22 protein-coding genes are annotated in these 25310 nt (G+C 61.1%); 16 read left to right on the forward strand and 6 right to left on the reverse strand.

The window, feature by feature from the left end; genetic code table 11:
* Nucleotides 1-197: 197 nt before the first annotated feature.
* The 7 genes from MJ639_RS08525 to MJ639_RS08555 all read left to right on the forward strand — a co-directional run bounded on the left by MJ639_RS08525 (nt 198) and on the right by MJ639_RS08555 (nt 6624).
* Nucleotides 198-611, forward strand: a complete 414-nt coding sequence (locus MJ639_RS08525; RefSeq protein ID WP_423790768.1) for a septal ring lytic transglycosylase RlpA family protein — start codon at nt 198-200, stop codon at nt 609-611.
* Between the two features lie 79 nt (nt 612-690).
* Nucleotides 691-1047 carry a hypothetical protein gene (locus MJ639_RS08530; protein ID WP_243370322.1) on the forward strand — a complete coding sequence of 119 codons (357 nt, stop codon included), beginning with the start codon at nt 691-693 and terminating at the stop codon, nt 1045-1047.
* Between the two features lie 89 nt (nt 1048-1136).
* Entirely contained in the window at nt 1137-1442 is a 306-nt protein-coding gene (locus MJ639_RS08535; protein WP_243370324.1) for a hypothetical protein, read from the forward strand.
* Nucleotides 1443-1498: 56 nt separating this feature from the next.
* The gene (locus tag MJ639_RS08540; protein ID WP_243370326.1) at nt 1499-1810 is read left to right on the forward strand and encodes a polyhydroxyalkanoic acid system family protein; all 312 of its coding nucleotides are present in this window, start codon (nt 1499-1501) and stop codon (nt 1808-1810) included.
* A gap of 208 nt (nt 1811-2018) precedes the next feature.
* The gene (locus MJ639_RS08545; RefSeq protein WP_243370331.1) at nt 2019-3218 is read left to right on the forward strand and encodes a glycosyltransferase family protein; all 1200 of its coding nucleotides are present in this window, start codon (nt 2019-2021) and stop codon (nt 3216-3218) included.
* Between the two features lie 5 nt (nt 3219-3223).
* Entirely contained in the window at nt 3224-4378 is a 1155-nt protein-coding gene (gene glf, locus MJ639_RS08550) for a UDP-galactopyranose mutase (protein ID WP_243370333.1), read from the forward strand.
* Between the two features lie 71 nt (nt 4379-4449).
* Entirely contained in the window at nt 4450-6624 is a 2175-nt protein-coding gene (locus tag MJ639_RS08555; RefSeq protein WP_243370335.1) for a family 1 glycosylhydrolase, read from the forward strand.
* Nucleotides 6625-6697: 73 nt separating this feature from the next.
* Here the strand turns inward: MJ639_RS08555 and MJ639_RS08560 are convergent, their stop codons facing one another.
* The gene (locus MJ639_RS08560; protein WP_243370337.1) at nt 6698-9448 is read right to left on the reverse strand and encodes a glycoside hydrolase family 2 protein; all 2751 of its coding nucleotides are present in this window, start codon (nt 9446-9448) and stop codon (nt 6698-6700) included.
* A gap of 351 nt (nt 9449-9799) precedes the next feature.
* Here MJ639_RS08560 and MJ639_RS08565 point away from each other — a divergent pair, with 351 nt between their 5' ends.
* The 6 genes from MJ639_RS08565 (at nt 9800) to MJ639_RS08590 (ending at nt 18410) form a co-directional block, all read left to right on the forward strand.
* A complete protein-coding gene (locus MJ639_RS08565; RefSeq protein WP_243370339.1) occupies nt 9800-10090 on the forward strand; it encodes a hypothetical protein in 291 nt (96 codons plus the stop codon).
* 144 nt (nt 10091-10234) lie between these two features.
* The gene (locus tag MJ639_RS08570; RefSeq protein WP_243370341.1) at nt 10235-12802 is read left to right on the forward strand and encodes a DUF3772 domain-containing protein; all 2568 of its coding nucleotides are present in this window, start codon (nt 10235-10237) and stop codon (nt 12800-12802) included.
* Nucleotides 12799-13293, forward strand: coding sequence for a CAP domain-containing protein (locus tag MJ639_RS08575; RefSeq protein ID WP_243370343.1), 495 nt, complete (start codon nt 12799-12801; stop codon nt 13291-13293). The genes MJ639_RS08570 and MJ639_RS08575 overlap by 4 nt, the downstream gene beginning before the upstream one ends.
* A 116-nt stretch (nt 13294-13409) precedes the next feature.
* Complete coding sequence (locus MJ639_RS08580) at nt 13410-15374, forward strand: ABC transporter ATP-binding protein/permease (RefSeq protein WP_243370345.1); 1965 nt, start codon at nt 13410-13412, stop codon at nt 15372-15374.
* Nucleotides 15375-15483: 109 nt separating this feature from the next.
* Nucleotides 15484-17310: a glucan ABC transporter ATP-binding protein/ permease gene (locus MJ639_RS08585; RefSeq protein ID WP_243370347.1), complete on the forward strand. Its 1827-nt coding sequence runs from the start codon at nt 15484-15486 to the stop codon at nt 17308-17310.
* 209 nt (nt 17311-17519) lie between these two features.
* Nucleotides 17520-18410, forward strand: a complete 891-nt coding sequence (locus MJ639_RS08590) for an alpha/beta fold hydrolase (protein ID WP_243370350.1) — start codon at nt 17520-17522, stop codon at nt 18408-18410.
* Between the two features lie 3 nt (nt 18411-18413).
* On the opposite strand, the gene MJ639_RS08595 is transcribed toward MJ639_RS08590, so the two are convergent.
* From MJ639_RS08595 to MJ639_RS08605, 3 genes are read right to left on the reverse strand one after another with little or no spacing between them, the layout of a single operon-like run.
* On the reverse strand, nt 18414-19715 hold the full coding sequence (locus tag MJ639_RS08595) for an HlyC/CorC family transporter (protein ID WP_243370352.1): 1302 nt from the start codon (nt 19713-19715) through the stop codon (nt 18414-18416).
* Nucleotides 19712-20860, reverse strand: a complete 1149-nt coding sequence (aroB, locus tag MJ639_RS08600) for a 3-dehydroquinate synthase (RefSeq protein ID WP_243370354.1) — start codon at nt 20858-20860, stop codon at nt 19712-19714. The genes MJ639_RS08595 and aroB overlap by 4 nt, the downstream gene beginning before the upstream one ends.
* Nucleotides 20857-21486: a shikimate kinase gene (locus MJ639_RS08605; RefSeq protein WP_243370356.1), complete on the reverse strand. Its 630-nt coding sequence runs from the start codon at nt 21484-21486 to the stop codon at nt 20857-20859. The genes aroB and MJ639_RS08605 overlap by 4 nt, the downstream gene beginning before the upstream one ends.
* A gap of 138 nt (nt 21487-21624) precedes the next feature.
* Here MJ639_RS08605 and MJ639_RS08610 point away from each other — a divergent pair, with 138 nt between their 5' ends.
* Genes MJ639_RS08610 through MJ639_RS08620 form a run of 3 tightly spaced genes read left to right on the forward strand, consistent with a single transcriptional unit; the run spans nt 21625 to nt 23012 of the window.
* Nucleotides 21625-21774: a histidine kinase gene (locus MJ639_RS08610; RefSeq protein ID WP_243370358.1), complete on the forward strand. Its 150-nt coding sequence runs from the start codon at nt 21625-21627 to the stop codon at nt 21772-21774.
* Nucleotides 21771-22703 (forward strand): site-specific tyrosine recombinase XerD, encoded by a 933-nt coding sequence (gene xerD / locus MJ639_RS08615; protein ID WP_243370360.1) that lies wholly within the window; start codon nt 21771-21773, stop codon nt 22701-22703. Before MJ639_RS08610 ends, xerD begins: the two co-directional genes overlap by 4 nt.
* An 18-nt stretch (nt 22704-22721) precedes the next feature.
* Nucleotides 22722-23012 (forward strand): GIY-YIG nuclease family protein, encoded by a 291-nt coding sequence (locus MJ639_RS08620; RefSeq protein ID WP_243370361.1) that lies wholly within the window; start codon nt 22722-22724, stop codon nt 23010-23012.
* 116 nt (nt 23013-23128) lie between these two features.
* On the opposite strand, the gene metW is transcribed toward MJ639_RS08620, so the two are convergent.
* Together metW and metX are read right to left on the reverse strand one after the other, a co-directional pair.
* On the reverse strand, nt 23129-23737 hold the full coding sequence (metW, locus tag MJ639_RS08625; protein WP_243370905.1) for a methionine biosynthesis protein MetW: 609 nt from the start codon (nt 23735-23737) through the stop codon (nt 23129-23131).
* Nucleotides 23738-23772: 35 nt separating this feature from the next.
* Nucleotides 23773-24942 (reverse strand): homoserine O-acetyltransferase MetX, encoded by a 1170-nt coding sequence (metX, locus tag MJ639_RS08630; protein ID WP_243370363.1) that lies wholly within the window; start codon nt 24940-24942, stop codon nt 23773-23775.
* Nucleotides 24943-25310 lie beyond the last annotated feature (368 nt).

The raw sequence follows: 25310 nt of genomic DNA on the forward strand, positions 1-25310 counted from the left end.
GAATCTTTATCTTCCTCTAGGCGATATGAAACTATATTCAGGATATACCAAGCGTAATTGCAGTAGGTGTAGGCTATAGTTTTATGTTGTCCACCGGTTCAAAAGTATGAGTCTGCAAAGGAGAAATCGAAGCGCCTTATTCTTGCCTTTTTAAAGTTGAGCTTCACTTCCAATCTAAACGGAAGGGGAGACTATCTTTGAAAAACATCCTCCGCCGCGCGGCAGCTATCGCGCCACTTCTATTCGTCGCCGCGTGCAATACGACGGCTTCCAACGATCCCACGACGACGGGATCCATCTCACAGGCCAGCCTGGGTCAGGAATTTCAGAGGGGCACAGCCTCTTGGTACGGACCCGGTTTCCACGGCCGCCGGACCGCCAGCGGAGAGCGGTTCGATTCCTCCGACATGACGGCCGCCCATCGCTCCCTGCCTTTCGGCACGCGGCTTCGGGTCGTCAACGAATCGAACGGCCGCTCGGTCGTCGTGCGGGTCAATGACCGTGGGCCCTTTGCCCATCGCCGGATCATCGATCTAGCCAAGGGGCCAGCCCAGGCCCTGGGCCTGACCTCCACCGGAACCGGATATGTCTCCCTCCACCGGCTCGACTAGGGCAGGTTTTCCGGAATTAGGCGCTTCTTAATTCCTTGCGGCGATTCTTAAGCCCGATTCGGGACCAAGGGTTGCTTATATGGAATCGAGATCGTCTCAGCCGACGAACGTCATCCGCTTTCCGGGCGCGCGCTCGTCGGCCAATCCCCGCCGCGATCAGAAGAGCCTCATGGACGCAGTCTATGCGGCAGGCTCTTTGCCGATTGCCGCAGATGATCGCGCGTCCAAGGACATGGCGACGAAGCTCAACATCTTCGGCTTCGTCGTCATCGACGAAGTGCAGACCGACGGCACCGCGCGGCGTTTGCGTCCCTCCGAAGCATTTCAGGCGAATACGCTGCATCCGTGGCGCGTCTCAAAGCCCTCGAGCCGTTATCAGGTCGATGACGAATGGCCTGAGACGGACCAGGATCTCTTCGCCGCGATGCTCGCATAAGCGCTCGGGTCTCGCCTTTCATCTTGCCTGAACTATTTCCTGCCGCACGGCGCTCTGCCGTGGGTTTCTCGTGAGCAGGACATCAAGGCATGCATCTGGTGCAGATCCTTCTGCCTCTGACCGACAATGCGGGCCGTCGTTTCGACGGGAAATCGTATGGCCGCGTTCGTACCGAACTGTCCGAGCGCTTTGGCGGAATCACCAGCTTCACCCGTGCCCCAGCGGAGGGCATGTGGAAAGAGGGCGGACACACCACTCATGACGACATCGTGGTGTTCGAGGTGATGGCGCGCGAAATCGATCATGCCTGGTGGGAAGAATACCGTGCCGAGCTTGAGCGCCGTTTCCAACAGGAAGCTATCGTCATCCGCGCTATCAAGGTTGAAATGCTTTAGCGGCGGAACCTGGGCCGTGGTGCGTTGCTTGTTGTGTCGAACAACGGAGCGCTGCCATGTCGAAACCCCTCGTCGTGTCTATTCCCCATAACCTTGGCAAGATTGAAGCCCAGCGCAGGCTTCAGGGCGGCCTGACGGGTCTCAAGTCGCAGTTCGGCGACAAGATCGCTTCCATCGATGAGAGCTGGACCGGAGACCGCATGGATTTTCGCGTCGGTGCCATGGGCCAGAACGTGAGCGGCAATGTTCAAGTGATGGACGAGCAAGTGCGCGTGGAAGTGCAGTTGCCGTGGCTTCTCGCCATGATTGCTGAAAAGGCCAAGACCTTTATCCAAAAACAGGGAACCCTGATGCTGGAGAAGAAGTGATGACAGTGTTCATCATGAATAGTCATTCATGAATATGAATGAAGATGGAACCAAATAGCAGCGATTGCGTTGTAAAGACGATTGCGCCCGCGACCCAATAGCCGGAGCGCTTCACTTAAGCATCGCTTAATTCGCCCCGGACCGTGGTTTTCCGTCCGATTGTGACAACACATCTGTATTTGAGGATCGCGCTATGCATGAGCGTTTGATGACGCAGCCGCATGCCTTCCGTTCGCCGTCTCAGGCGTCTTCAGAAAAGCCACTCCTTGTCTGTTTCTCGCACCTTCGCTGGGACTTCGTCTGGCAGCGCCCGCAGCATCTGCTTAGCCGTGCCGTCAAGCATTACGATGTACTCATCATCGAAGAGCCGATCTTCAAGCCCGGTATCAAGCCGCATATGGATGTGACAAGCCGCCCGCAGGGCGTGACCATTGCCGTTCCGATGCTGCCGGAAGGCCTTGCGCATGAGGACATCATCGCCGAGCAGCACGATCTCATCGAAACCCTGATCGGCCGTGAGTCGAGCGGCTCGCGCGTATTCTGGTACTACACGCCGATGGCCATGGCCTTCACCAGTGATTTCGAATGCGATCTCTGCGTCTATGACAACATGGATGAGCTGTCGCTCTTCCGGGGCGCCTCGCAGCATCTTCTTGATATGGAGAACGCACTCTTCTCGCGATGCGATCTGGTGTTCACCGGTGGCATGAGCCTGTACGAGGCCAAGAAGAACCGTCATCGCAGCGTGCATGGTTTCCCCTCATCCATCGACTTCAATCATTTCTCGCAGGCCCGCGCGATTAAGCAGGATCCGCAGGATCAGGCGCATATTGCGCATCCGCGACTTGGCTTCTTCGGCGTGGTCGATGAGCGCATGGACATCGAACTGCTCGCGCAGGTCGCCGATTTGCGACCCGACTGGCAATTCGTAATGATTGGCCCAGTGGTGAAGATCGATCCCGCTACCCTGCCGCAGCGCCCCAACATTCACTGGCTCGGTGGCAAAGATTACAAGGAATTGCCGCATTATCTCGCAGGCTGGGACGTGGGCTTCATGAACTTCGCGCTGAACGAGGCGACGAAATTCATCAGCCCCACGAAGACGCCGGAATTTCTTGCTGCCGGTGTGCCGGTCGTCTCGACCCCCATTACCGATGTGGTGAAACCCTATGGTGAAAAGGGTCTCGTCGAGATCGCACGGACTGCCGACGAGGTGGTTGCGAAGGTCGAAGCTATTCTGGCGCGACCGAAGGAGGCTTGGCTCGCGAAGGTCGACAAGCATCTCGCTCAAGGGTCATGGGACAAGACATGGGCCTCGATGCACAAGCTCATGCTCGATGCGACCGGCGACACGACTTTGGAGCGTGCTGCCTCCCTTCCGATTTACGCCACCACCCCCGCGGAGTGATTTGAATGTACGATTGGCTGATTGTCGGCGCCGGCTTCGCAGGAAGCGTACTGGCCGAGCGTCTTGCAACCGAGCGCAACGAACGCGTCCTCCTTATCGACCGTCGCAACCATATCGGCGGCAATGCCTATGACCGCTACGACGATGAAGGCCTTCTGATCCATCAGTACGGACCGCATATCTTCCACACCAACTCGAAGCAGATCTTCGATCATCTTTCCCGCTTCACCGAATGGCGCTTCTACGAGCACCGGGTTCTGGCGGAAGTAGACGGGATGCAGGTGCCGATCCCGATCAACCTCGACACCGTCAACAAGCTCTATGGGCTCGATCTCACCTCCGAGCAACTTCAAGATTGGTTCGCGGAACGCGCCGAGAAGATCGGTGAGATCAGGACATCGGAGGATGTGGTGGTCTCGGCGGTGGGGCGCGAACTCTACGAAAAGTTCTTCCGCGGCTATACCCGCAAGCAATGGGGCCTCGACCCATCGGAGCTGGACAAGTCTGTGACCTCACGCGTGCCGACCCGCACGAACCGGGACGACCGTTACTTCACGGACGAATTCCAGTTCATGCCGAAGCACGGCTACACCCGGATGTTCGAGAAGATGGTGAGCCATCCGAACATTCACATCATGACGCAGACGGATTACGAGGACGTGAAGCACATCGTGCCGCACCGCCGCGTCATCTACACGGGGCCGATTGACGAGTACTTCAATTTCCAGTTCGGCAAGCTTCCCTATCGCTCGTTGCGCTTCGAGCATGTCACCCTCGACAAGCCGTGGCACCAGTCGGTAGGCGTGGTGAACTATCCGCAGACCAACGATTACACCCGCGTGACGGAATACAAGCATCTGACCGGTCAGGACCACCAGAAGACCGCGCTGACTTACGAGTATCCGTCCGCCGAAGGCGATCCCTATTATCCGATTCCGAAGCCGGAAAATCAGGAGCTCTTCAAGAAATACGAGCGCCTGGCTCTTGCGACGCCGGATGTCTGGTTCGTGGGCCGTCTTGCGACCTATCGCTATTACAATATGGACCAGATCGTCGGCCAGGCACTGGCCACCTTCCGGCGAATCAACGAGTCGCTGCCCGTCGGCGCCGACACAACGAGCGTCAGGGCCATGCCCTCATCGGCAGCTCTGATCTCTTAAGGAACGATATTCATCGAACAATCTGTGCTGCGCATAGTTGTGAGAGCCTGATGTAATATCGTCGGAGTTGAATGATGAAGCGACCCCTGGAGCTTTGGGGCGGTATCGAGTGCACCGTCGCGCGTGTTGGCGACGAGTACCGCGACCAAAGCCTGGAAACCGGGTACAGCGATCGTATCGAGGATCTCGACCGCATTGCTGAACTCGGTATCCGAACGCTGCGCCATCCGGTTCTTTGGGAGACGATCTCTCCCGAGGGTCCGGACCGCGCGGATTTCACGTGGCATGACGAGCGCATGGCTCATTTGCAGAAGCTGGGGATCCGCGCCATTGCGGGCCTTTGCCATCATGGCAGCGGCCCTCATTATACGCATATGCTCGATCCGGCCTGGCCGGAACTGTTGGCGCGTCACGCGGCCAATGTGGCAGAACGCTATCCGCATCTCGACCTCTACACGCCCGTCAATGAGCCTTTGACCACGGCCCGGTTCTCGGGGCTCTATGGCCATTGGTATCCGCATGGCACGAATTACGAGTCCTTCCTCAAGATCCTCGTGAACGAGTGCAAGGGAACCGTTCTGTCTATGCGGGCGATCCGCAAGGTGCGTCCTGATGCGCAGCTTGTGCAGACGGACGACATGGGCAAGACCTTCTCGACGCCTCTGCTTTCCTATCAGGCCGAGCATGAGAACCAGCGGCGCTTCCTTGGGTTCGATCTTCTTTGCGGCATGGTGAACCGGGATCATCCCTGGTGGCGGATCCTGCTCGACCATGGCGTCAGCGAGGCCGATCTCGAATTCCTGCTCGAAGGAGATGCCGCGCCGGATATCATCGGCATCAATCATTATCTCACGAGCGAGCGCTATCTCGATGAGAACATGAAGCGCTACCCCGAGCATCATTGGGGCGGCAATGGACGTCATGCTTACGCGGACGCGGAAGCCGTGCGCATGCCTCTGCCCGCAAAGGATCTGGGCCCTGGGGCGCGGCTGCGTGAAGTATGGGAGCGTTACAAGCGGCCTATCGCCGTGACGGAAGCCCATCACGGCAGTTCGCGTGACGATCAGCTACGCTGGCTTGTCGAGGTGTGGAATGACGTCAACACCTTGCGGGATGAAGGCGCCGACATTCGCGCCGTGACCATATGGTCGCTGTTCGGCGCAGTGGACTGGAACTCGCTGCTGACCCGGCGCAATAATTTCTATGAGGCCGGCCCCTTCGACGTGCGGGCACCTGAGCCCCGCCGCACGGCGCTTGCTCATGCAGCCGAGGCCTTGGCCAAAACCGGCACTTACGATCATCCTGTTCTCGACCGGGCCGGGTGGTGGAAGCGCGACATCCGCTTCTACAAGCGTCCGTCGAAGCAGTCGCGCTCCTGCTGGCTTGCGGACGAGCCTCGCCAGATTCTGATCACCGGCGCTACTGGAACGCTAGGGAGGGCTTACTCACGCCTCGCGGAGTTTCGCGGCCTCAACCATGTTCTGCTTTCGCGCCAGGATATGGACATCGCGGATGCGCGAAGCGTGAAGGAAGCCCTGCGCTGCCACCGGCCTTGGGCAGTCATCAATGCTGCAGGTTATGTGCGGGTATCGGAAGCGGAGAATGACGCTGAGAGGTGCTTGCGCGAGAATGCTGCAGGCGCCGAGATACTTGCCAAAGCGTGTGCAGATCGAGGCATCCCGCTTGTCACATTCTCCTCCGATCTTGTCTTCGACGGTACTCTCGATAGGCCGTACGTGGAAAGCGACGAGGTCAATCCTACAACGGTCTATGGCGAGAGCAAGGCTGAGGCCGAACGGCGCGTTCTGGCGGCACACGACAAGGCTCTTATTCTTCGCACAAGCGCCTTCTTCGGTCCGTGGGATCGCTACAACTTCGTCTGGTCGATCCTCAACACCCTGAGCAAGGGGGAGGGTGTTGCGGCAAGCGTCGATATCGTGTCGCCTACTTACGTGCCCGATCTCGTCAACACGTCGCTCGATCTTCTGATCGATGGTGGAACAGGCATCTGGCATATGGCCAATCTCGGCGAGATTTCCTGGCGCGATCTCGCGGCGCAGGCCGCCGAACGGGCTGGTTTCGATCCAAGCCTCGTGACGGAGGCTGGCGACCTGCCGGTGCTCAACACCGCCTTGTCCACCGAGCGCGGCATCCTCATGCCTCGCCTGGAAAGCGCGCTCGACAGGTTCTTCTTCGACAGCGAGATGGAATGGTCCGAGAAGAAGCTCAATGTGGCGGCCGAGTAAAAGTCATAACTGGTCCAAATAAAAACGGCGCGGATTTCTCCGCGCCGTTTCTTTTTCCACTGGGATCACTCAATCAGGCCGCAGCCTCCGCCGCACGCACGGCCTCTTCAAGTCGCGCCGCACGGGACTCGACGGCGAGTTCCACGAGGGCATCGGTCAGGATGGTCGCTGTCGGATCCGCAAGCGGCGCATCGCGCATCAAACGCAGAGTCGAGGCAACCAGACGACCGCGTCCATAAGAACGCTCGACACCCAGTGCCACCGGCTTGTGAATCCAGCCCACCACGAGGCCTGCGAAGACGCGGGCCTGGAAGTCGAGCAGGTTACAGCCGGAGATCACGAAATCAGGCAGGACGCGGTCCATGGTCTCGTCGAGCAGCGGACCGGACGGGAAGCGGGCGAAATGACCCGAGCGGCGCAGCCAACCGAAGGACGAAGCCCAGTCGCCCGACCAGAGAGTGCCGTGACGCGACTGCACCTTCACCGCCTGCCAGTGCGGGAAGAACGGATAGAGGCTCATGTCCTCTTCCGGCAGCAGCAGGAGCTTGGCGCCGGCACGTACATGGTCGGCAATCGCCTTGTTGTGGGTGCGGGCGACGACGAGAGTCGATTCCTCGAAAGCCCGCGCCATGGTGTAGCCCAAGGCGCGGAAATGCTCGCGGATATCCTCGTCGGGCGACCATACCAGTTCTCGCACATGCGCAGGCTTTCCACGCTTCGGATGAATGGCGATGTCGTGGTGGTTTTGCGCGATGATCTTGCCGTCGGACGACCGCAGCACCAGACCGATGCGGCGCAAGGACGGCTCGTCCATTTCAGGGATCGTCATCTCGATGTGTCCCAAATCGAGCATGTCCGGCGCCTCGAGACGCGGCAGGTCGATCACTTTCGTATCGTTGACGAGATTGATCTCGAGCTTGCAGTCTTCCAGCACGGGCCCGGCTCCGTGCGAGACGGAAAGCCCAAGCGACATCGTCTCGCCCGCCCAATAGGAGGCGCGCTCCCATTGCGGCACGATCACCGTGTCTGTGTTAATGATGTGGAACAGCTCATGGAACACGCGCGTGTTGCGGCGCATGTCGAGGAGACCGTTCGACTCCCAGTGGCAATCGTGCAGTTCGGTAATCACGTAGCCCGCGAGATTGGGTTTCCGGCGCATGGCCTCAATCTCGTATTTGAGCGCACGGAACTGCTGCCATTGAGCCGCGATCACGAAGCGGCGCAGATCGCCGAACACGCGGTCCAGGCTCCAGTCCGAGAAGCGGTTCTCGACGCCGTGGGCGTACATCACGCCCTCGCCCCAATCGTGTCCGGTCTCGAACCACCAAGGCTCTTCGCCATTGGCGTCGCGCAGGTCCTTCGGATAGGGCAGACCCCAATTGCCGAACTCGGAACACATCAGCGGCTCGCGGCCGGTGATCACCGCATCGCCATGCGGCGAATAGAGCCACGAGGCGCGGTTCGAGAGTTCGTCCACGAACTGGTCCCACTGCGCCCGGTGATCGGGGTAGGCGGCGTAGAAGTGATAATCCGCGATGTCCGATTCCACGTGGAAGCTCGGAGCAAGCGGCGAGTTGTCGACGACGAGGCGCGTCGGATCGTAGGCCTTCAGCCACGCGAAGGTGCGCTTGAGCCAGTCGCGGTGATCCGCGTCGTTAACGAGGTCGACGCCCCAGTTCTCGTTGATGATCGTCCAGATGATAATGGAAGGATGGTTGCCGTCGCGGTCGACGATGCCCTTGAGGAGCTTTTCCTTGCGCCCGCGCGAACGGTCGGTGGCCATGCCGCCGTTCGGCAGCTCCGTCCAGATCAGCAGGCCCATCCGGTCCGCCACTTCATAGTAGCGCGGGTCGGCAGCCTTGATGTGGCAGCGCAGACAGTTGAGGCCAAGCTCCTTCGCCTTGCGGAACTGATCCTCCAGGAACTCTACCGAAGGCACGGTGCAGATCGTGTCCGGGTAGTAATCCTGATCGAGGGCGGAGCGCAGATAGAGCGGCTCGCCGTTGAGATAGAACTTGCCGTTGCGGGTCTCGATGCTGCGGAAGCCGAAATTGTCGGCGATCTCGTCCTTCACTTCGCCGTCGCGGATAAGCTGCAGGCGCACGCGATAGAGATTGGGATGATCGGGCGACCAAGGCTGCACATCGGCAATCGTCAGCTCGAACGGCATGCTCGTGACGCCGACCTGTGTCTCGTGCATCTCTTCGACCACGACCTGGCCCGATGGGTCCGTGACCTCGATGCGGATCTGTGTGGCCTCGGTCAGCGGACGCGCGAAGAACACGCCCGACGTCACGCGCCCCGTCGCGAGATTGGGCACAAGTCGCACGCGGTTCATGTGATCGGAAATGCGGCGTTCGAAATAGACCGATTGCCAGATTCCGGAAAGCGGACCGTACCAGCTCTGCTTGCCGAAGGGGATTTCGGCGAAAGGAGAATCGGGGAATTCCGCCGGGTTGTCGGTGGGCGAGTCGACGCGCACCTTGATCTCGTTTGGGCCCGCCTTGAGGTAGGGTGTCACGTCGAAGGAGAAGGGCAGGAAGCCGCCTTCATTGTGGCCCACGGCTTCGCCGTTGATGAAGACTTTGGTGTTGTGGAAGACGGCGCCGAAACGAATCCAGATGCTGTCGTGCAGCCACGCTTCGTCGATTTCAACTGTCTTGCGATAAATACCGATTCCCGCCCGCATGCGCAGATCCGGGAACTGGGCCTGCCAGGGACTTGGCACCATAATCTGGCGAACTTCAGCCGGGCCTGACAGACGGTCATCAGCCACGTGCAAAAATTCCCAAGCCCCATCCAGACTGATGCGATTGTCCTGCATGTTTTCTCCTTGAATCAGAGATTACCCAAGGGCGCTCAAGACGGCGAAAGAATGGCTTCTGACCGGGAGACGAAGAACCGTGCCGGGGGTGCGACAATCGATGCTTTCTAAACCTGCCCGAACCATCGGCCCTCGTCCCTGATACTGTTACTGGCCCGTCACGAACAACGGCGGAGCGCGGCATTGGATCCAGAGGGAGAAGTGCAATTGGGAAAGGAGGCTGTTGCAAAGCTTGGCAGGCGAACGTGGCAAGAAACTTGGCAGGAACCGTGCCTCGCATCCGGCGTTGCCATCACGACACCGAGCCTTGCTGCTCGCCCGACGTTTCACGCTTTGCCAAAGAGGCTTCCGATGGCTCAACAAATTCCAGACGATCGAACCCGGCAGGGTCCTTCCGGACGTCCTATCCTGGGTGTTCTCATCGGCTCGCTTCTGCTGCTTGCGGTTGCGGTCGGGGGCTATATGATCTGGGTCGGCTCACAATCGCCGGACGATCCCGGCACCGATGCCGCCCGTTCGGCCACGACAGGCTCGACCACGGGCTCGTCCAACGCCAATCCCACCAACCGGATTACGCCTGCAAATCCGGCCTATCCGGCACCCGATGCGCAGCCGTCGGCCAATCAGCCGCCGAGCCGGTAAGAGATTAAATTCTTCGAAAAAGCCTGGATGGCGCTCTCCATCCAGGCTTTTTTGTTGCGCTTCGACCCTGCGGCGGCGAGTTTTCGCCTTATTGATTCGCAAGAAAACCGGCCCGCAAGGGAATGCGACAAGGGCAGAACTTAAATGACAGGGATTGGACTGAAGCGGCTCGTCTCCGCCGTGATCGTCGCGTGTGGCTTGGCCTCCGGAGGCTTCGCGCTCGCCCAGCAGGCACAGACGCCGCCCCGGGCTCAGCCTCAGACGCAGGCTCCTACGCCTCAAGCCCCTGCGCCCCAGGCGCCGGCCACCCCTCCCGCTGCCGCTCCAGAGGCTCCTGCCGCCAATGTGTCGGCTGAGACGAAAGCGGCGCGGGCCAAGCTCGACGGCTTCAAGGCCGATCTCGACCAGAAAGAGCTGGCGCTTCAAGGGCGCGCGCATTCCGATGTAGAGCTGCAGAACCTGCGCCAGCAGCTCGAACCCATCATCGGCGATATCCGTACGGTGATCGACGAGCAGACACCTCGTCTTGAAGCGAGCCGGCAGCGACTCTCTCAGCTCGGGCCGAAGCCCGCCAGCGGCCAGCCCGAGGAAAGCGCCGATGTGGCGCGCGACCGCGCCGACCGTGAGGCTGCCGTTGCCGAACTCGACGAGACGCAGCGCCTCGGACGCGCGCTTCTTGTCCAGGCCGAGCAACTGAGCGCGCAGATCGGCGATCTGCGCCGCGCCGGTTTCGTGCGCGCGCATTTCGAGCAGAGCGACGGCATTCTGAGCCCAAGCCTCTGGGTGGATGTGCTTCAGGCGATTCCGCGCGAGTTGAGAGCGCAGCGGATTGTGTTGAGCGACGCCTTCGATCAGATCCAGCGCAGGGCGACGATCGGTGTTCTTCTGCTTCTCGGGCTGGCCATTGGTGTGGCGGTTGCGCTTTACATCGGCCGCCGCCGGATCGCGCCGCGATTGGTGCGGCGTGACCCCGCGATCACGGATCCGGCGCGGCGCAGCCGATTGCTGGCCGCTGTCGGCGTTCTCGCGCTCGGCGCGGCGCCTGCCATTGCCGGCAGCTGGATCGTCTGGGTCGCTTTCGATTCCGCCGATCTCGTATCGCCACGTCTCGAAGAAGTGGTACGGTCGCTCCTCGGGGGACTTGCCTTCATCGCCTTCGTGCGTGCGCTGATCGATGCCATTCTTGCGCCGGATCACACGTCCTGGCGTCTGATTCCGGTCCGCGATGCCTCTGCCGCGCGCATCATGCGCTTCTCGGTAACGCTCGCCACCATCATGGTGATCGGCAAGGTGATCGAAGCCTTCAACAAGGCTGTCGCGGCTGTCCTGCCGATCACGGTGATCACGCGTGCGTTCTTCGCGCTGGTGATGGCCCTCCTCTTCGCGGAGCTGCTGCGCCGTTTCGCGACGCGTGAGAACCAGGAGGAGGCCTGCCTCGGTCCTTACATGGCGCAGGATGTGGATATCGGCGGCCCGTTGAGAAGCCTCGGCTGGTTCGTGGTGGCCGTCGTCATCGGCAGCGTGCTGAGCGGCTACACGGCTCTTGCTTCCTTCGTACTGGAACAGGCGGTGTCGATTTCCACCATCATCGCCATGCTGATCCTCTGCATTGCGCTCGCCGACGAATTCATCGCCGGGTCGCTGCGCGGCCAGAGCCGGATCGCCACGACGCTTCAGGCCAATACCGGTATCCGCCGCCGCTCCCTGGAGCAGATCGGCGTTCTGACAAGCGGTGTTGCGAGGCTTGTTCTCATCATCATCGCCATTCTTCTGGTTCTCCTGCCCTGGGGCATCGAATCGGCGGATGTCACGAGCTCCCTGCGCGCGCTGTTCTTCGGCTTCAGCGTCGGCGACGTCACGATCTCACTCTCCTCGATCCTGATCGCGGCTTTGCTCTTTGCGGGCGGCTTCACCATCACGCGCGTCGTGCAGCGTTGGCTCGACAACACTTTCCTGCCGGCGACCGATCTCGATGCGGGTCTGCGCAACTCGATCCGCACGGCAGCGGGCTATGTGGGCATCATCGCGACAGGCATGGTGTCCTTCACTTATCTGGGCTTGAGCCTCGAGCGCCTGACCATCGTGGCTGGCGCCCTGTCGGTGGGTATCGGTTTCGGCCTCCAATCCATCGTCAACAACTTCATCTCGGGCCTCATCTTGCTCTGGGAGCGCCCGATCCGCGTGGGCGACCTCGTGGTGGTCGGCGATGCCGAGGGTTATGTACGTCGAATCAACGTCCGCTCCACGGAGATTCAGACCGGGGATCGCGCGACTCTGATCGTGCCGAATTCGAACCTGATCTCCGGCGTGGTACGCAACCGCGTGCGCAATGACCGTGTCGGGCGCGTTCTTGTTTCGATTCCCGTGCCACGTGCGACCGACCCCGACCTGGTGGCGGACATCATGCGTCAGGCGGCGCTGGCGCACCGCGAGGTCATGAGCGAGCCCAATCCGCGCGTCATCTTCAAGAAGGTGACGGAAAACACGATCGATTTCGATCTCGTCTGCTTCGTTGATGACATCGATGCGGCGGGCCGAGTGTCGAGCGACATCTATTTCGATATTTTCAGAGGCCTCCGCAAAGCCGGTATCGGCGTCCCGGCGCCGGCAAGTGCGCCTGAGCCTGAGGAAGAAGGACCCAAGGCAGACGAATCCAAGGAGGGAGATGAGGATGAAACCTTAACCCTTCTCAAGGATAAATCTCCGGCATGAAAAGCCTTCTCTGTTCAACCTTGGCTGCGCTCGCGCTGGCGGGATGCCAGTCCGGGCCGCAAAACCGTTCGCAGATGCCGAGCTTCTACGCATCCATGGCCAATTCCGGCGCCGTGGTGGATGCAGCCATGGCCCGCGACATGATCGGCGCCTATCGCCGCAACAATGGTCTGGGTCCCCTAGTCCTCGATCCCGGCCTGCAGGAGGCTGCGCAGGCGGAGGCGGACGCCATGGCGTCCGCAGACAAGCCAAGCTCCGCAGAGGCCTTCAAGAGCCGCTTGGCCTCCTCCGGCGCCGTGGCGCCCGCGGCCAATCTGTCGGCCGGCTATCACACCCTGGCGGAAGCCTTCTCCGGATGGCGGGAGAGCCCGCAGCACAACCGGGTCCTTCTCGACCCCCGTGCTACGCGGATCGGCATCGCGACGGCTTATACGCCCAACTCCAAATACAAGGTCTATTGGGCGCTGGTCGTCGCAGCCGATAACCGCTGACGCTGAAAGCTTGGCCTTTTCGGCATAGCTTGAACCTTGGCCTGGAACCGAAACGGAAGCGTAGCGCTTTAGCCTTAGCGTCAGAATCGGCGCGGAAGGTGCGTTTCTAGAAGGCCATGGCTGATTACGATCCCAAACTGGGCAAGCAGATGCCTCCGCCTCCTGCAACCGGGAGCGATCAGGAGGTCGGGCCCGGTCAGGAGCAGACCCTGGCCAAGGAAGCGGAGCACGCCGCCGCGCACCAGCCTCAGCATGGTCCCGCGCCTGCCCAGGAGCTTGCGCCCAGCATCGGGCGGGAGCTTCTGGCGCTGTTCAAGGACATGTTCCGGAACCGGAAGGGCTGGCCGATGCTGCGGCTGTCCATCTTCATCGTTGCCGTTCTCATCGGCAACATGATCGGGCAGGTCCGGCTGAACCAATGGAACGGCGCCTTCTTCGATGCAGTGGAGAAGCGCGATACATCCGCCTTTTTCCACCAGCTTCTCGTCTTCGTCTTCATCGTTGCAGCCCTTCTCGCCTGCGTGGTCGCGCAGACCTGGCTTCAGGAACGACTGAAGATCCGGTTGAGACAGCGCCTCACGCAGATTCTGCTCGATCTCTGGCTCAAGCCTAATCGGGCCTACCAGCTCGGCTTCATGGGCGAGGCGAGCGGACAGCCCGATCAGCGCCTGCAGGAGGATTGCCGCCTCTTCTCCGAACTCTCGACGGAACTCGGTGTGGGCATGCTGCAGGCCCTCCTGCTGCTCGTGAGCTTCATCGGTGTATTGTGGACCTTGTCCGGCGACACGACCTTCGTCATCGGCGGCAGGGAGATTTCGATTCCCGGCTACATGGTGTGGGTCGCCATCGGCTATGCGGGCATCGGTTCGGGTCTCACGTGGCTCGTTGGACGTCCGATGATCCGGTTGAACACCCAGCGTTATGCGCGCGAGGCCGATCTGCGTTTCGCGCTGGTGCGTGTGAACGAGAGCGCGGAGAGCGTGTCGCTCTACAATGGCGAGTCCGACGAGCGGCGCAACCTTGATGAGTTCGTCGAGGCGGTGCTCAAGGCGACGCGCAAGCTTTCGGGCGGTCTCGCACGCCTTACCTGGATCACGTCCGGCTATGGATGGTTGGCCATCGTGGTGCCGATCCTTGCCGCCGCGCCGGGCTATTTCAGCGGACGCCTGTCCTTCGGCGGCATGATGATGGTGGTGGGCGCCTTCAACCAGGTGCAGGCGGCCCTGCGCTATTTCGTCGACAACTTCCCGAAGATCGCCGATTGGCGCTCGGCCGTTTTGCGCGTCGCCACCTTCCGGCAGGCAGCGCTTGATCTTGAAGAAGTCACGGCGGAGAGCGGCCAGATCGACATTCAGCCGCACGCAAAAGGCTGGCTCAGTTTCGATGGTCTCTCGGTCGCTCTGAGCGACGGCAGCATCCTCATCGAGGATGCGACGGCAGAGATCCAACCTGGTGAACGTGTGCTGATCATGGGCGAGTCGGGATCCGGCAAGAGCACATTGTTTAGAGCGATCTCGGGACTATGGCCCTGGGGCTCCGGCAGCATTCGCATTCCTCCCGGAAACGAGATGATGTTCCTGCCGCAGCGGCCCTATCTCCCGCTCGGTACGCTTCGCGCGGCTCTCAGCTATCCCGCTTCGCCCGAGACCTTTGATGACGCGGATATCCGTGCCGCCCTTGAGCGCTGCGGGTTGGAAGAATTCGTGGACATGCTCGACAAGCATGAGCGCTGGGACAAGACCATGTCGCTCGGACAACAGCAGCGCGTGGCTTTCGCGCGCGTCATCCTGCACAAGCCGCGCTGGGTGTTCATGGATGAGGCGACATCGGCTCTCGACGAGGAGAACCAAGCCTCCATGCTGTCTCTGTTCGATCATGAGCTGGAAGGGGCGACGGTCATGTCGATCGGCCACAGGCCGGGCCTGGAGGAGTTCCACAACCGCACGCTTCACATCCGCAAGACGCAAGAGGGAGCAATCCTTCTGGCGAAGCCCAGACTCCAGAGGGCGGCGCGACCGCGCAAGAAATGGATGGGCGGTTTTCGCAAGCGCCTCAGGAAGCTCAATCCGGAGAACGCATGATGGGCCTCGTATCGGCGAGGCTTGGCATCCTGGGTGAACAGGGTTACGAAAATTCCCATCGGGAGCGGAGTTCGGATGGTGAGCTTCGCCATGCTGGCAGGTCGATCTCATGCGGCTGATCAGGCTTTACATTCGCGTTCTGGGGCAACTTGGCTCCGACCTGAGGATCGGTGCCATTTTGGCTCTGGCAAACGTTGCTCTCGCCATCTCGGCCTTTGCTGAGCCGATCCTGTTTGGCCGCATCATCGATGTTCTCACGCAGGCGCAACTTCCCAATGCATCACCGGTGACCTTCACTGTGCTGATGCCTCTGATCGCGGCCTGGGTCGCCTTCGGTCTTTTTTCCATCGGCGCCGGTGCGCTCGTGGCCCTGCATGCGGACCGCTTGGCCCATCGCAGGCGTCTTGCCGTCATCGCCAATTATTTCGAGCATGTTCTTGAGCTGCCGCTTGCGTTCCACACCACCACCCATTCGGGCCGCGTGCTCAAGGTGATGCTGGAAGGCTCGGGCAGCATGTCGTGGCTCTGGCTCGGCTTCTTCCGCGAACATCTCTCGGCCATTGTCGCCCTCGTGGTTCTGCTGCCTCTGACCGTGTTCCTCAATTGGCGCCTTGGGCTTGTTCTCGTCGTTCTCGTCTGCATCTTCGCGGTGCTCACCGCTATCGTGCTGCGGAAAACGGAAACGCTTCAGGGTTCGGTCGAGCGCTATCATTCGAGCCTGGCCGAACATGCCTCCGATGCGCTCGGCAACGTGCCCGTGATTCAGTCCTTCACCCGCATCGAAGCCGAAAGCCGTTCTCTGCGGTCTATCACGCAGCAATTGCTCCAGGCGCAGAACCCGGTCCTGTCCTGGTGGGCTCTCGCATCCGTTGCCTCGCGCGCAGCGGCGACGATCACCGTCACGGTCATTTTCCTGCTGGGCACCTGGCTGCACCTCAACGGGCTTGCCACTGTCGGTGAGATCGTCATGTTCATGAGCATGGCAACGATGCTGATCGGTCGGCTGGAACAGGCGGTGAGCTTCATCAACCAGCTCTTCATGCAGGCACCGAAGCTGCAGGAGTTCTTCGAGATTCTCGATACGACGCCTGCCGTTCATGACCGGGTCAACGCCAAGAGCGTAGACCGCTTCCAGGGCGAGGTCGTGTTCGACAATGTCAGCTTCTCTTATGACGGAAAGCGCTCCGCCGTGCAGGACGTATCCTTCACGATCCAGCCCGGCGAGAACGTGGCGTTGGTTGGTGCAACGGGATCGGGAAAGTCCACGACCTTGGGTCTCCTCCATCGCGCCTTCGATCCGCAATCGGGGTGTATCCGCATCGACGGAGACGACATTCGCGACGTGACGCTGGCCTCGCTGAGGCGCAATATCGGCGTCGTGTTCCAGGAGCCGATGCTGTTTGCCCGCACCATCCGCGAAAATCTGCAGGTGGGTCGCCCCGATGCCACGGATGCGGAAATGATCGAAGCCCTGGAGCGCGCACAGGCGATCGAGTTCATCTCCAGACAGACGGATGGTCTCGACACCGTCATTGGCGAGCGCGGGCGCTCCCTCTCCGGCGGCGAGCGTCAGCGTCTCTCGATCGCCCGAGCGCTTTTGAAAAACCCGCCGATCCTCATTCTCGACGAGGCGACGAGCGCGCTCGATGCGGCGACCGAGCGAAAGCTGCAGATGGCTCTCGACGAAGTCATGCTCGGCCGCACCACCTTCGTCATCGCGCACCGCCTCGCCACGATCCGCAATGCCAACCGCATTCTTGTGTTCGATCAAGGACGGGTCATCGAAACGGGCACCTTCGACGAACTCGTGGCGAAAGGCGGACGTTTTGCGGAACTGGCGCGTGCTCAGTTCATGGCGGCGGAGGAAGAACCGAAGACAAAACGCCCCAAAGTGCAGCCGCACGAGGTGGAGCGCCTTGAGCCGAGCGGGACGTAAGGTGCAGAGCGCAATTCCTTCCGGAATTTCGAATATGCAGAAAAGCTCTGCCTTATGTTCCTATCCTAAGTTAAAGCCCATCTTGGGTGCAAAGAACTATTGCGCTTCATGAAATAAAGTTCTGCTCCGCATTTGTTTTCGGACCGCGTCATTGAAATTGTTTGCGTGCTCAACATCAGATGCTTAGGGTTTGCGTGCAGCGAGCTCCTATGACGTCATTCCCTTCAGACGATCAGTCTTCAGCCTTGCCGGAAGTTTCCTCTGGGAAGCATGCCGTCAATGGGATCACTCTTCATGACGTCCAAGCCGGCCCCGAGCATGCGCCTCTGGCGATCTTGCTTCATGGCTTCGGCGATTTCTGGTGGGGATGGCGGCGGCAGATCGGGCCTTTGACGTCGGCGGGATTCCGGGTCGTCGCGCCGGATCAGCGCGGTTATAACCTCAGCGAAAAGCCCATCGGCCTGAAGGCCTATGACCTCGATACGCTCGCAGCCGATATCGTGGAACTCGCGGCTGCCTATAACCGCCGGAAGTTCGTTCTTATCGGGCACGATTTCGGCGGACTCGTCGGATGGTGGATCGCGTCTCGCCATCCGCAGCATGTGGAACGTTTCATCGCCATCAACTCCTTCCACCCGCAGGCTCTCGTTCCATACTGGCGCAAAAGCCCGACGCAGTTCCTGCGTAACCTCTACATGGCGTTCTACCAAATTCCCTGGCTGCCTGAAGCTCTTTTCCGCATGAAGAATTTTGAACTCATGCGACAGCTTTATCTTCGCAGTGGCAGGCCGGGAACGTTCTCCAAAGCCGATCTCGATCGTTATCAGAGTACGTGGAGCAAGCCCGGCGCATTGACCGGCATGATCAACTGGTATCGCGCGATGCGCCGCAAGCCTCACATCGAGAACCTGCGCATCACGGTGCCGACTCTGGTGATCTGGGGCCTTAAGGATTTCTACCTGGAGAAGGGCTTGGCCGAAGCCAGCCTCGCTTTATGCGATGACGGCCGCGCGACCTGGATCGAGAACGGCACGCACTTCGTGCATATCGAAGAACCCGAAGCCGTCAATCGGGCCATGCTCGATTTTCTGAAAGCCTGACGATCAACTTTCTTTAGGCCGGATAGGCAGCAGCGGCGTGATCCTGAGCGCCGTGATGCGGTTGCGCGACTTGCGAAGAACCTGGAACCGGTAGCCGTGGAAGGTAAAGATCTGCCCCGTGTCGGGAATGGTCTGCGCCTCGTGAATGACGAGACCTGCAATGGTGGTAGCCTCCTCGTCCGGCAGGTTCCAGTCCATGGCGCGGTTGAGATCGCGAACCGGAACCGAGCCGTCCACATTCACCGAACCGTTGGGCTGGGGACGCACGCCCTGCACGGAGAGATCGTGCTCGTCCTTGATGTCGCCCACGATCTCCTCAAGGATATCCTCGAGAGTCACGAGACCCATCACTTCTCCGTACTCGTCGACGACGAGCGCGAAGTGCGTCTTCTTGGCGAGGAATGCTTTCAGCTGATCGCGCAGCGACGTGGTGTCCGGCACGAACCAGCTTTCCAGCGCGATCGCCTCCACCTTCAGCTTGCTCGCATCGCCGCCTACCGCATCGAGAGCGCGCAGCAGGTCTTTGGCATGGAGAACGCCGACAATATTCTCCTGGCTCTCACGCCAGAGCGGCATCCGCGTATAGGGCGAGGAGAGAACCTCGCGCACGATTTCCTCGGATGAGAGATCCGCGTTAATGGTGCGCATCTTCGTGCGGTGGACCATCACCTCCGAGACGCTGAGGTTTTCGAGATCGAGAAGGCCGCCGAGCATGTCGCGCTGGATCTTCGCGACGCCGCCTTCCTTATGTAGCAGGTCGACCTGTCCGCGGATTTCCTCCGAAGCGGAGAGGATCGGCGTATTCTCGCCGATCTTGATGCCGAAGGGTCGCAGCATCAGACGCACGAGGCGCTCGATGGCGATGGCCAATGGACCAAGAATCGCCACGACCCAGGACATGGGCCGCGACAGGAAGAGGGAGACACTGTCCGGTGACGAGATGGCGATGGTCTTCGGCATCACCTCCGCGAACACGATCACCAGCACCGACATGATGGCGGTGGCATAGAGCGCGCCACCATCGCCGAAGATCGCGACGAGCACGCTGGTGGCGAAGGCAGACACGCCGATATTGACGATGTTGTTGCCGATCAGAACCGTGCCGATGAAGCGCTCACGGATCTCAAGGAGGCGGTTCACCAAACGCGCCCGCTTATCGCCGCCCTTTTCCAGCATGAGCATGCGGGAGCGGGAAGCGCCGGTGAACGCTGTCTCGCCCGCCGAGAAAAAGGCTGAGAGCAGAAGGCAGAAGATGACGACCAGTGCCGCGAACCAGAGGTCGCCTGAAGAGGATTCCTCGATCATGATGCCGATGCGTTGATTTCACCTGTCAGGAAAGCGCGGACCTTGTCGGCTTCGATGCCGGGAGCAATGAAGCTCTGTCCGATGCCTCGTGCCAGGATGAATGTAAGAGAACCAGCCTTCACTTTCTTGTCCTGCGCCATGGCATCGAGCAGCTCGTCCATCGTTCCGCACCCACCCGGTACATGGGACAGACGTGTGGGAAGTCCAACGCTCTTGAGATGCGCCTCGACGCGCTCGGCATCCGAGAGCGGGCAGAGCCCCAAAGCAGCGGAGAATCGGAAGGCGAGGTTGAGGCCAATGGCGACGCCCTCGCCATGGACGAGACGCGCGGAATCGTATCGCGTGATCTTCTCGAGCGCATGGCCGAAGGTGTGGCCGAGATTGAGCAGGGCGCGGTCACCGGTCTCGTGTTCGTCGCGCACCACCACGGCCGCCTTGGCGCGGCAGCTCTGCGCAACGGCCTCGTCACGCTCAGGGCCGCCCTCGAAGATGCCTTTCCAATTCGCCTCGCACCAGGCGAAGAAGCGCGCATCGTCGATGAGGCCGTATTTCACCACCTCCGCATAGCCCGCGCGCATCTCGCGCAAGGGGAGGGTGTCGAGAAGCGCGGTATCCGCGAGCACCAGGCTCGGCTGATGGAAGGCGCCGACGAGGTTCTTGCCGTGGCGGGAATTGATGCCGGTCTTGCCGCCGACGGAGGAATCGACCTGCGAGAGCAGGGTGGTCGGAACCTGCACGAAGCGCACGCCCCGGCGCACCACGGCAGCAGCGAAGCCTGAGAGGTCGCCGATCACGCCGCCGCCGAGCGCGACCACGAGATCGCCACGCTCGATCTTCGCCGCGAGCACCGCATCGCAGACCTGTTCCAAGCTGGCATAGGATTTCGTTGCTTCTCCCGGAGGCAGGGTGAGGACGGAAACGCGCAGGCCCTGGGCCTCCAGCGACCGCCCGAGTACCTGTGCATAGAGCGGGCCCACATGCTCGTCCGTCACGATGGCGGCGCCGCGGGCACCAAGCGCCGCGATACGCGCGCCTGCCGTTTCGATCAAGCCGCGCCCGACGAGAATGTCGTAGGCCCGGTCGCCAAGGGGGACCGGAACCGTGATGGTGGACCCGTCATGGCTGTGCGCGGCTGCGGTGCTCATTCGGTGCTCCCTTGCCTTTCCTGATCGAACCGGCGGCCAAGTGTCTTGATGATGTCGGCCACCACGCGGTCGTGCGGCGCCTCGTGCGAATCGATGGTGAGGTCCGCCAGGGCATAGACCGGGTAACGGATTTCCATGAGGCGGCGCATGGTGCCTTCGGGGTCGGGATTGCGCAGGAGAGGTCGGGTATCACGCTTGCGGACACGGCGCATGAGCACATCAAGATCGGCCTTCAGCCAGATCGAGATCCCGTGTTCGGTGATGTTCCGGCGGGTTTCTTCGTTCATGAAGGCGCCGCCGCCGGTGGCCAGCACCATGGGTCCTTCCTGAAGGAGACGGGTGATGACCCGGCGCTCCCCGTCACGGAAGTGCTCTTCGCCGTGGATCGCGAAGATGTCAGGGATTGTCATTCCGGCCGCCGCCTCGATCTCGTGATCGGCGTCGCGGAAGGGCAGTTTGAGCGTCTGGGCCAGCCTTCGGCCCACCGTGCTCTTGCCGGCGCCCATGAGCCCGACGAGCACGATCGACCGCGCGCCGAGCTGGCGGCTGATGGGATGGCCGCGCCGGCGACTGTCGGTCTGCTCGCCAGCTTCATCAAGCGGATTGAAGCGGCTGATATTGTTCATGGCCCTGTCCTAGCACGCGGCTCCGCCTCTGTCACAGGGAGCTTGTCAGGAGCCGTGGAGAATATGCCTTAACGTAAGGACTTGCCTTTGCGGCCCATGCATGGTTCTAGCGAAGTAACGCTTAGGAAGAGGCTGCCATTGCCCACTTTATTCCGGTTTCTGCTCGTCGTTGCCGTTCTCGCGGGGTTGGGGTTTGCCGCCATGTTCGCGCTGGCGACCTTCGTCAACCCGGACCCACGTGAGATCACGGTGCCGGTTCCCACCCAGCGCAACCCCTCGTCCTCATGAACGGCGCGCGCCAGGCCAGCCTTTTCCTGGACATGCTCGCCGCCGAGCGCGGCGCCTCCAAGAACACGCTCGAGGCCTATCGGCGCGATCTCGACGATTACCTGACCTACCTCAATGAGGCCGGTGCCCGGCCGGATGATGCCTCCGCCGCGACGATCCGCGGCTTCATGGCCAGCCTCGAGGAGCGGGGGCTGAAGGCCTCCTCCGCCGCCCGCAGGCTCTCCGCCGTTCGCCAGTTCCACAAGTTTCTCTATGTGGAAGGCTATGCTCCCGCCGATCCCACGGCGGCCGTCTCGGCGCCGAAGCGCGGCAGGGCGCTGCCCAAGGTTCTCTCCGTCGATCAGGTGGACCGCCTGCTGCAGGTGGCCCATGAAGGAGTCGTCCACCCCAAGGCCTCTCCATCCGAGCGCCTGAAGGCCGCCCGCATGGCCTGCCTGCTGGAACTTCTCTACGCCACCGGGCTTCGTGTCTCCGAGCTGGTGTCGCTGCCGCGCAGTGCGGCCAAGACACGCGACCGGTTTCTCGTGGTCAAAGGCAAGGGCGCGAAGGAGCGGCTCGTGCCGCTGACCGACGCCGCGCGGGATGCGGCGCGCGCTTATCTCGCGCTCCTGGAGGAGCAGGGAAAAGCGGTGGGGCCCTGGCTGTTTCCGGCGGATAGCGAGAGCGGCTATCTCACCCGCCAGGCTTTCGCACGTGATCTGAAGAATGTCGCGGGCGGAGCAGGCTTGCGGGCCGACAAGATCAGTCCTCACGTGCTGCGCCATGCCTTCGCGAGCCATCTGCTTCAGAACGGCGCTGATCTACGCGTGGTGCAGGAGCTGCTCGGCCATTCCGACATTTCGACGACGCAGATCTACACGCATGTGCTCGACGAGCGCCTGAAGAGCATGGTGCGCGACCTGCATCCGATGTCGTCGGGGGAAAGGTAACCTTCTCGGGAAAGTGCAATGTCTAAAGCCTATGCCGTTTACATCCTTGCTAATCGGAAAAACGGCACGCTCTATATCGGCGTCACTGGAAATCTTCTACAGAGAATGGAGCAGCATAAGTCCTTGTCTGTACCCGGATTTACGCGCCGATATGCCGTTACAAGGCTCGTTTACATCGAGTGGTACAACGATATTCATGAAGCGATTGCACGCGAGAAGCAGCTGAAGGGCTGGAACAGAGCTTGGAAAATTAAGCTCATTGAAAAATCGAATCCTGATTGGACCGAACTCGATTCCGCAACTTACTGAAACGGTTATGTCATCCCCGGCGAGCGCAGCGAGGGAAGGGGATCCATAGCGTTGCGCTCGATCGTGGATTCCCTTCCCCTTCGCTACGCTTCGGCCGGGAATGACACTGAGGGTTTTTACTTCCGCTTCAGCAGAAACACGCCCTGATCGCCGAGCAGGTTCCAGACCCACCAGGGCAGGCTCACCTGCATGGGCTTGCCGCCCGCATTGAGCGCAACCGCTTTCTCCATCTGCGCGCCGACCTCGCGGCACAGTTCCACGAAATCGCGGATGGTGCAGAAATGGATGTTGGGCGTGTCGTACCAGGAATAGGGCAGGTTCTCCGTCACAGGCATCCGGCCTTTGAGCGCCAGATCGACGCGCACGCGCCAATGGCCGAAATTCGGAAACGACACGATGGCGCGCCGGCCAATGCGCAGGAGATGTTCGAGCACGATGCGCGGCTGGCGCGTCGCCTGGATCGTCTGCGAGAGGATCACGTAATCGAACGCATCATCCGGGTAATCGGCGAGGTCCGTGTCCGCGTCGCCCTGGATGACGGGCAGGCCCTTGGCGAGGCATGCATTCACGCCCTCGCGCGAAATCTCGATGCCGCGTCCGTCGACATTCTTGCGATCGCGCAGCAGTGAGAGCAGCGCGCCGTCGCCGCAGCCGACATCGAGCACGCGGGAGCCGGGCTCCACCATGTCGGTGACAAGAAGAAAATCGAGCCGGTGGCCGCTCATCGTGTCCGTCGCGGGAAGGGCGAATGTCGATGCGCTCATGCGATGCCCCTGACGCGTGCCGCCGCGTCGATGAAGCCGCGCGTGGCTGCAAACATTTCCGGCTCTTCGAGCAGGAAGGCATCGTGACCCTTGTCGCTTTCCACTTCGACGAAGCCGACGGAAGCGGCGGCGGCGTTCAAGGCATGCACGATGGCGCGCGAGTCGGAGGTCGGGAACAGCCAGTCCGAAGTGAACGAGATCACGCAGAAGCGCGTGGCGGAACCTTTGAACACTTTCGCGAGCGATCCGCCATGTTCCGCGGCGAGATCGAAATAATCCATCGCGCGCGTCACATAGAGATAGGAATTCGCGTCGAAGCGCTCGACGAACGAAATGCCCTGATAGCGCAGATAGCTCTCGATCTGGAAATCGGCGTCGAAGGAAAAGGTCGGCGCGGAACGGTCCTGAAAGTTGCGCCCGAACTTCCGGTGCAGGGCCACTTCCGACAGATAGGTGATGTGCGCGCCCATGCGCGCCACGGCGAGGCCTTTTGAAGGCCGTGTGCCCTCGAGCAGATAGCGTCCGCCGCGCCAGTCGGGATCGGCCATCACGGCCTGACGGCCCACCTCGTGGAAGGCGATGTTCTGGGCCGAGTGGCGTGCCGCGGTAGCGATGGGCAACGCCGCGAAAACGCGATGCGAATAGCTTGCCGCCCATTGCAGCACCTGCATGCCGCCCATGGAACCGCCGATCACGCAGAACAGGGTCTCGATGCCTAAGCGGTCGATGAGGGCTCCTTGAGCGCGCACCATGTCGCGAATGGTGACCACCGGAAAATTCAGCGCATAGGGCTGGCCCGTCGTGGGATCGGTCGAGGCCGGGCCCGTGGTGCCCATGCAGCCGCCGATCACGTTGGCGCAGATCACGAAGAAGCGGTTGGTGTCCACCGGCTTGCCGGGGCCGACCATGGTCAGCCACCAGCCGGGCTTGCCGGTGACAGGATTGTCGTTCGCCACATGCTGGTCGCCGGTGAGGGCATGGCAGATCAGCACGGCGTTGGAGCGATCCGCGTTGAGCGTGCCATAGGTCTGGTAGGCGATCTGCCATGGAGCGAGCGCGATGCCGGAATCCATCATCAGGGGCTCGTCCGCGCCAAAGCGCATGACAAGGCTCGACGGATCGTCGGCTTGGTTTCGCGCTTCGAGGGAGAGGGAAGATGATGTCATGGACCCGGTTGTGTTCGGTTTGCCGAACAAGCCGTAATTGGGACAGGTCCAGCCGTCAACGAAGATGAAGTTTCATTGCCATGTGTCGGGGTGTGGCGATCCCGGGACGGCATGGGGTGAGATGTCAAAGAGCATGGGGTAATGGCCTCGCGGCGTGGTTCGCCCGAGGTTGTGGGGTGAGGGAGACGCGAGAGGTCGTCCGGTTCGCTGTGAGAGTGAGAAGAACCTGACGGCCCCTCGCGCACGGTTCTTTTAGGCGTTCATCGTGTCTTGCAACGATGGGCCTCCTGGCCCGGCTTGCGAGACCGACCCAGGACCGTTCCCGGCCCCATCATTCACGACGCCTCGCGAGCGCGCCCCTCATCGAG

Origin of the sequence: Microvirga solisilvae (assembly GCF_022808595.1) — a bacterium.
Taxonomy (GTDB): domain Bacteria; phylum Pseudomonadota; class Alphaproteobacteria; order Rhizobiales; family Beijerinckiaceae; genus Microvirga; species Microvirga solisilvae.

Coding starts and splice junctions, on each gene's coding strand:
- MJ639_RS08595 (WP_243370352.1), bottom strand. CDS start 19,715: ATGATCGAGGAATCCTCTTCAGGCGACCTCTGGTTCGCGGCACTGGTC.
- MJ639_RS08580 (WP_243370345.1), top strand. CDS start 13,410: ATGGCTGATTACGATCCCAAACTGGGCAAGCAGATGCCTCCGCCTCCT.
- aroB (WP_243370354.1), bottom strand. CDS start 20,860: ATGAGCACCGCAGCCGCGCACAGCCATGACGGGTCCACCATCACGGTT.
- MJ639_RS08605 (WP_243370356.1), bottom strand. CDS start 21,486: ATGAACAATATCAGCCGCTTCAATCCGCTTGATGAAGCTGGCGAGCAG.
- MJ639_RS08620 (WP_243370361.1), top strand. CDS start 22,722: ATGTCTAAAGCCTATGCCGTTTACATCCTTGCTAATCGGAAAAACGGC.
- MJ639_RS08570 (WP_243370341.1), top strand. CDS start 10,235: ATGACAGGGATTGGACTGAAGCGGCTCGTCTCCGCCGTGATCGTCGCG.
- MJ639_RS08560 (WP_243370337.1), bottom strand. CDS start 9,448: ATGCAGGACAATCGCATCAGTCTGGATGGGGCTTGGGAATTTTTGCAC.
- MJ639_RS08585 (WP_243370347.1), top strand. CDS start 15,484: ATGCGGCTGATCAGGCTTTACATTCGCGTTCTGGGGCAACTTGGCTCC.
- MJ639_RS08555 (WP_243370335.1), top strand. CDS start 4,450: ATGATGAAGCGACCCCTGGAGCTTTGGGGCGGTATCGAGTGCACCGTC.
- glf (WP_243370333.1), top strand. CDS start 3,224: ATGTACGATTGGCTGATTGTCGGCGCCGGCTTCGCAGGAAGCGTACTG.
- xerD (WP_243370360.1), top strand. CDS start 21,771: ATGAACGGCGCGCGCCAGGCCAGCCTTTTCCTGGACATGCTCGCCGCC.
- MJ639_RS08565 (WP_243370339.1), top strand. CDS start 9,800: ATGGCTCAACAAATTCCAGACGATCGAACCCGGCAGGGTCCTTCCGGA.
- MJ639_RS08590 (WP_243370350.1), top strand. CDS start 17,520: ATGACGTCATTCCCTTCAGACGATCAGTCTTCAGCCTTGCCGGAAGTT.
- metX (WP_243370363.1), bottom strand. CDS start 24,942: ATGACATCATCTTCCCTCTCCCTCGAAGCGCGAAACCAAGCCGACGAT.
- metW (WP_243370905.1), bottom strand. CDS start 23,737: ATGAGCGGCCACCGGCTCGATTTTCTTCTTGTCACCGACATGGTGGAG.
- MJ639_RS08575 (WP_243370343.1), top strand. CDS start 12,799: ATGAAAAGCCTTCTCTGTTCAACCTTGGCTGCGCTCGCGCTGGCGGGA.
- MJ639_RS08545 (WP_243370331.1), top strand. CDS start 2,019: ATGACGCAGCCGCATGCCTTCCGTTCGCCGTCTCAGGCGTCTTCAGAA.
- MJ639_RS08540 (WP_243370326.1), top strand. CDS start 1,499: ATGTCGAAACCCCTCGTCGTGTCTATTCCCCATAACCTTGGCAAGATT.
- MJ639_RS08530 (WP_243370322.1), top strand. CDS start 691: ATGGAATCGAGATCGTCTCAGCCGACGAACGTCATCCGCTTTCCGGGC.
- MJ639_RS08535 (WP_243370324.1), top strand. CDS start 1,137: ATGCATCTGGTGCAGATCCTTCTGCCTCTGACCGACAATGCGGGCCGT.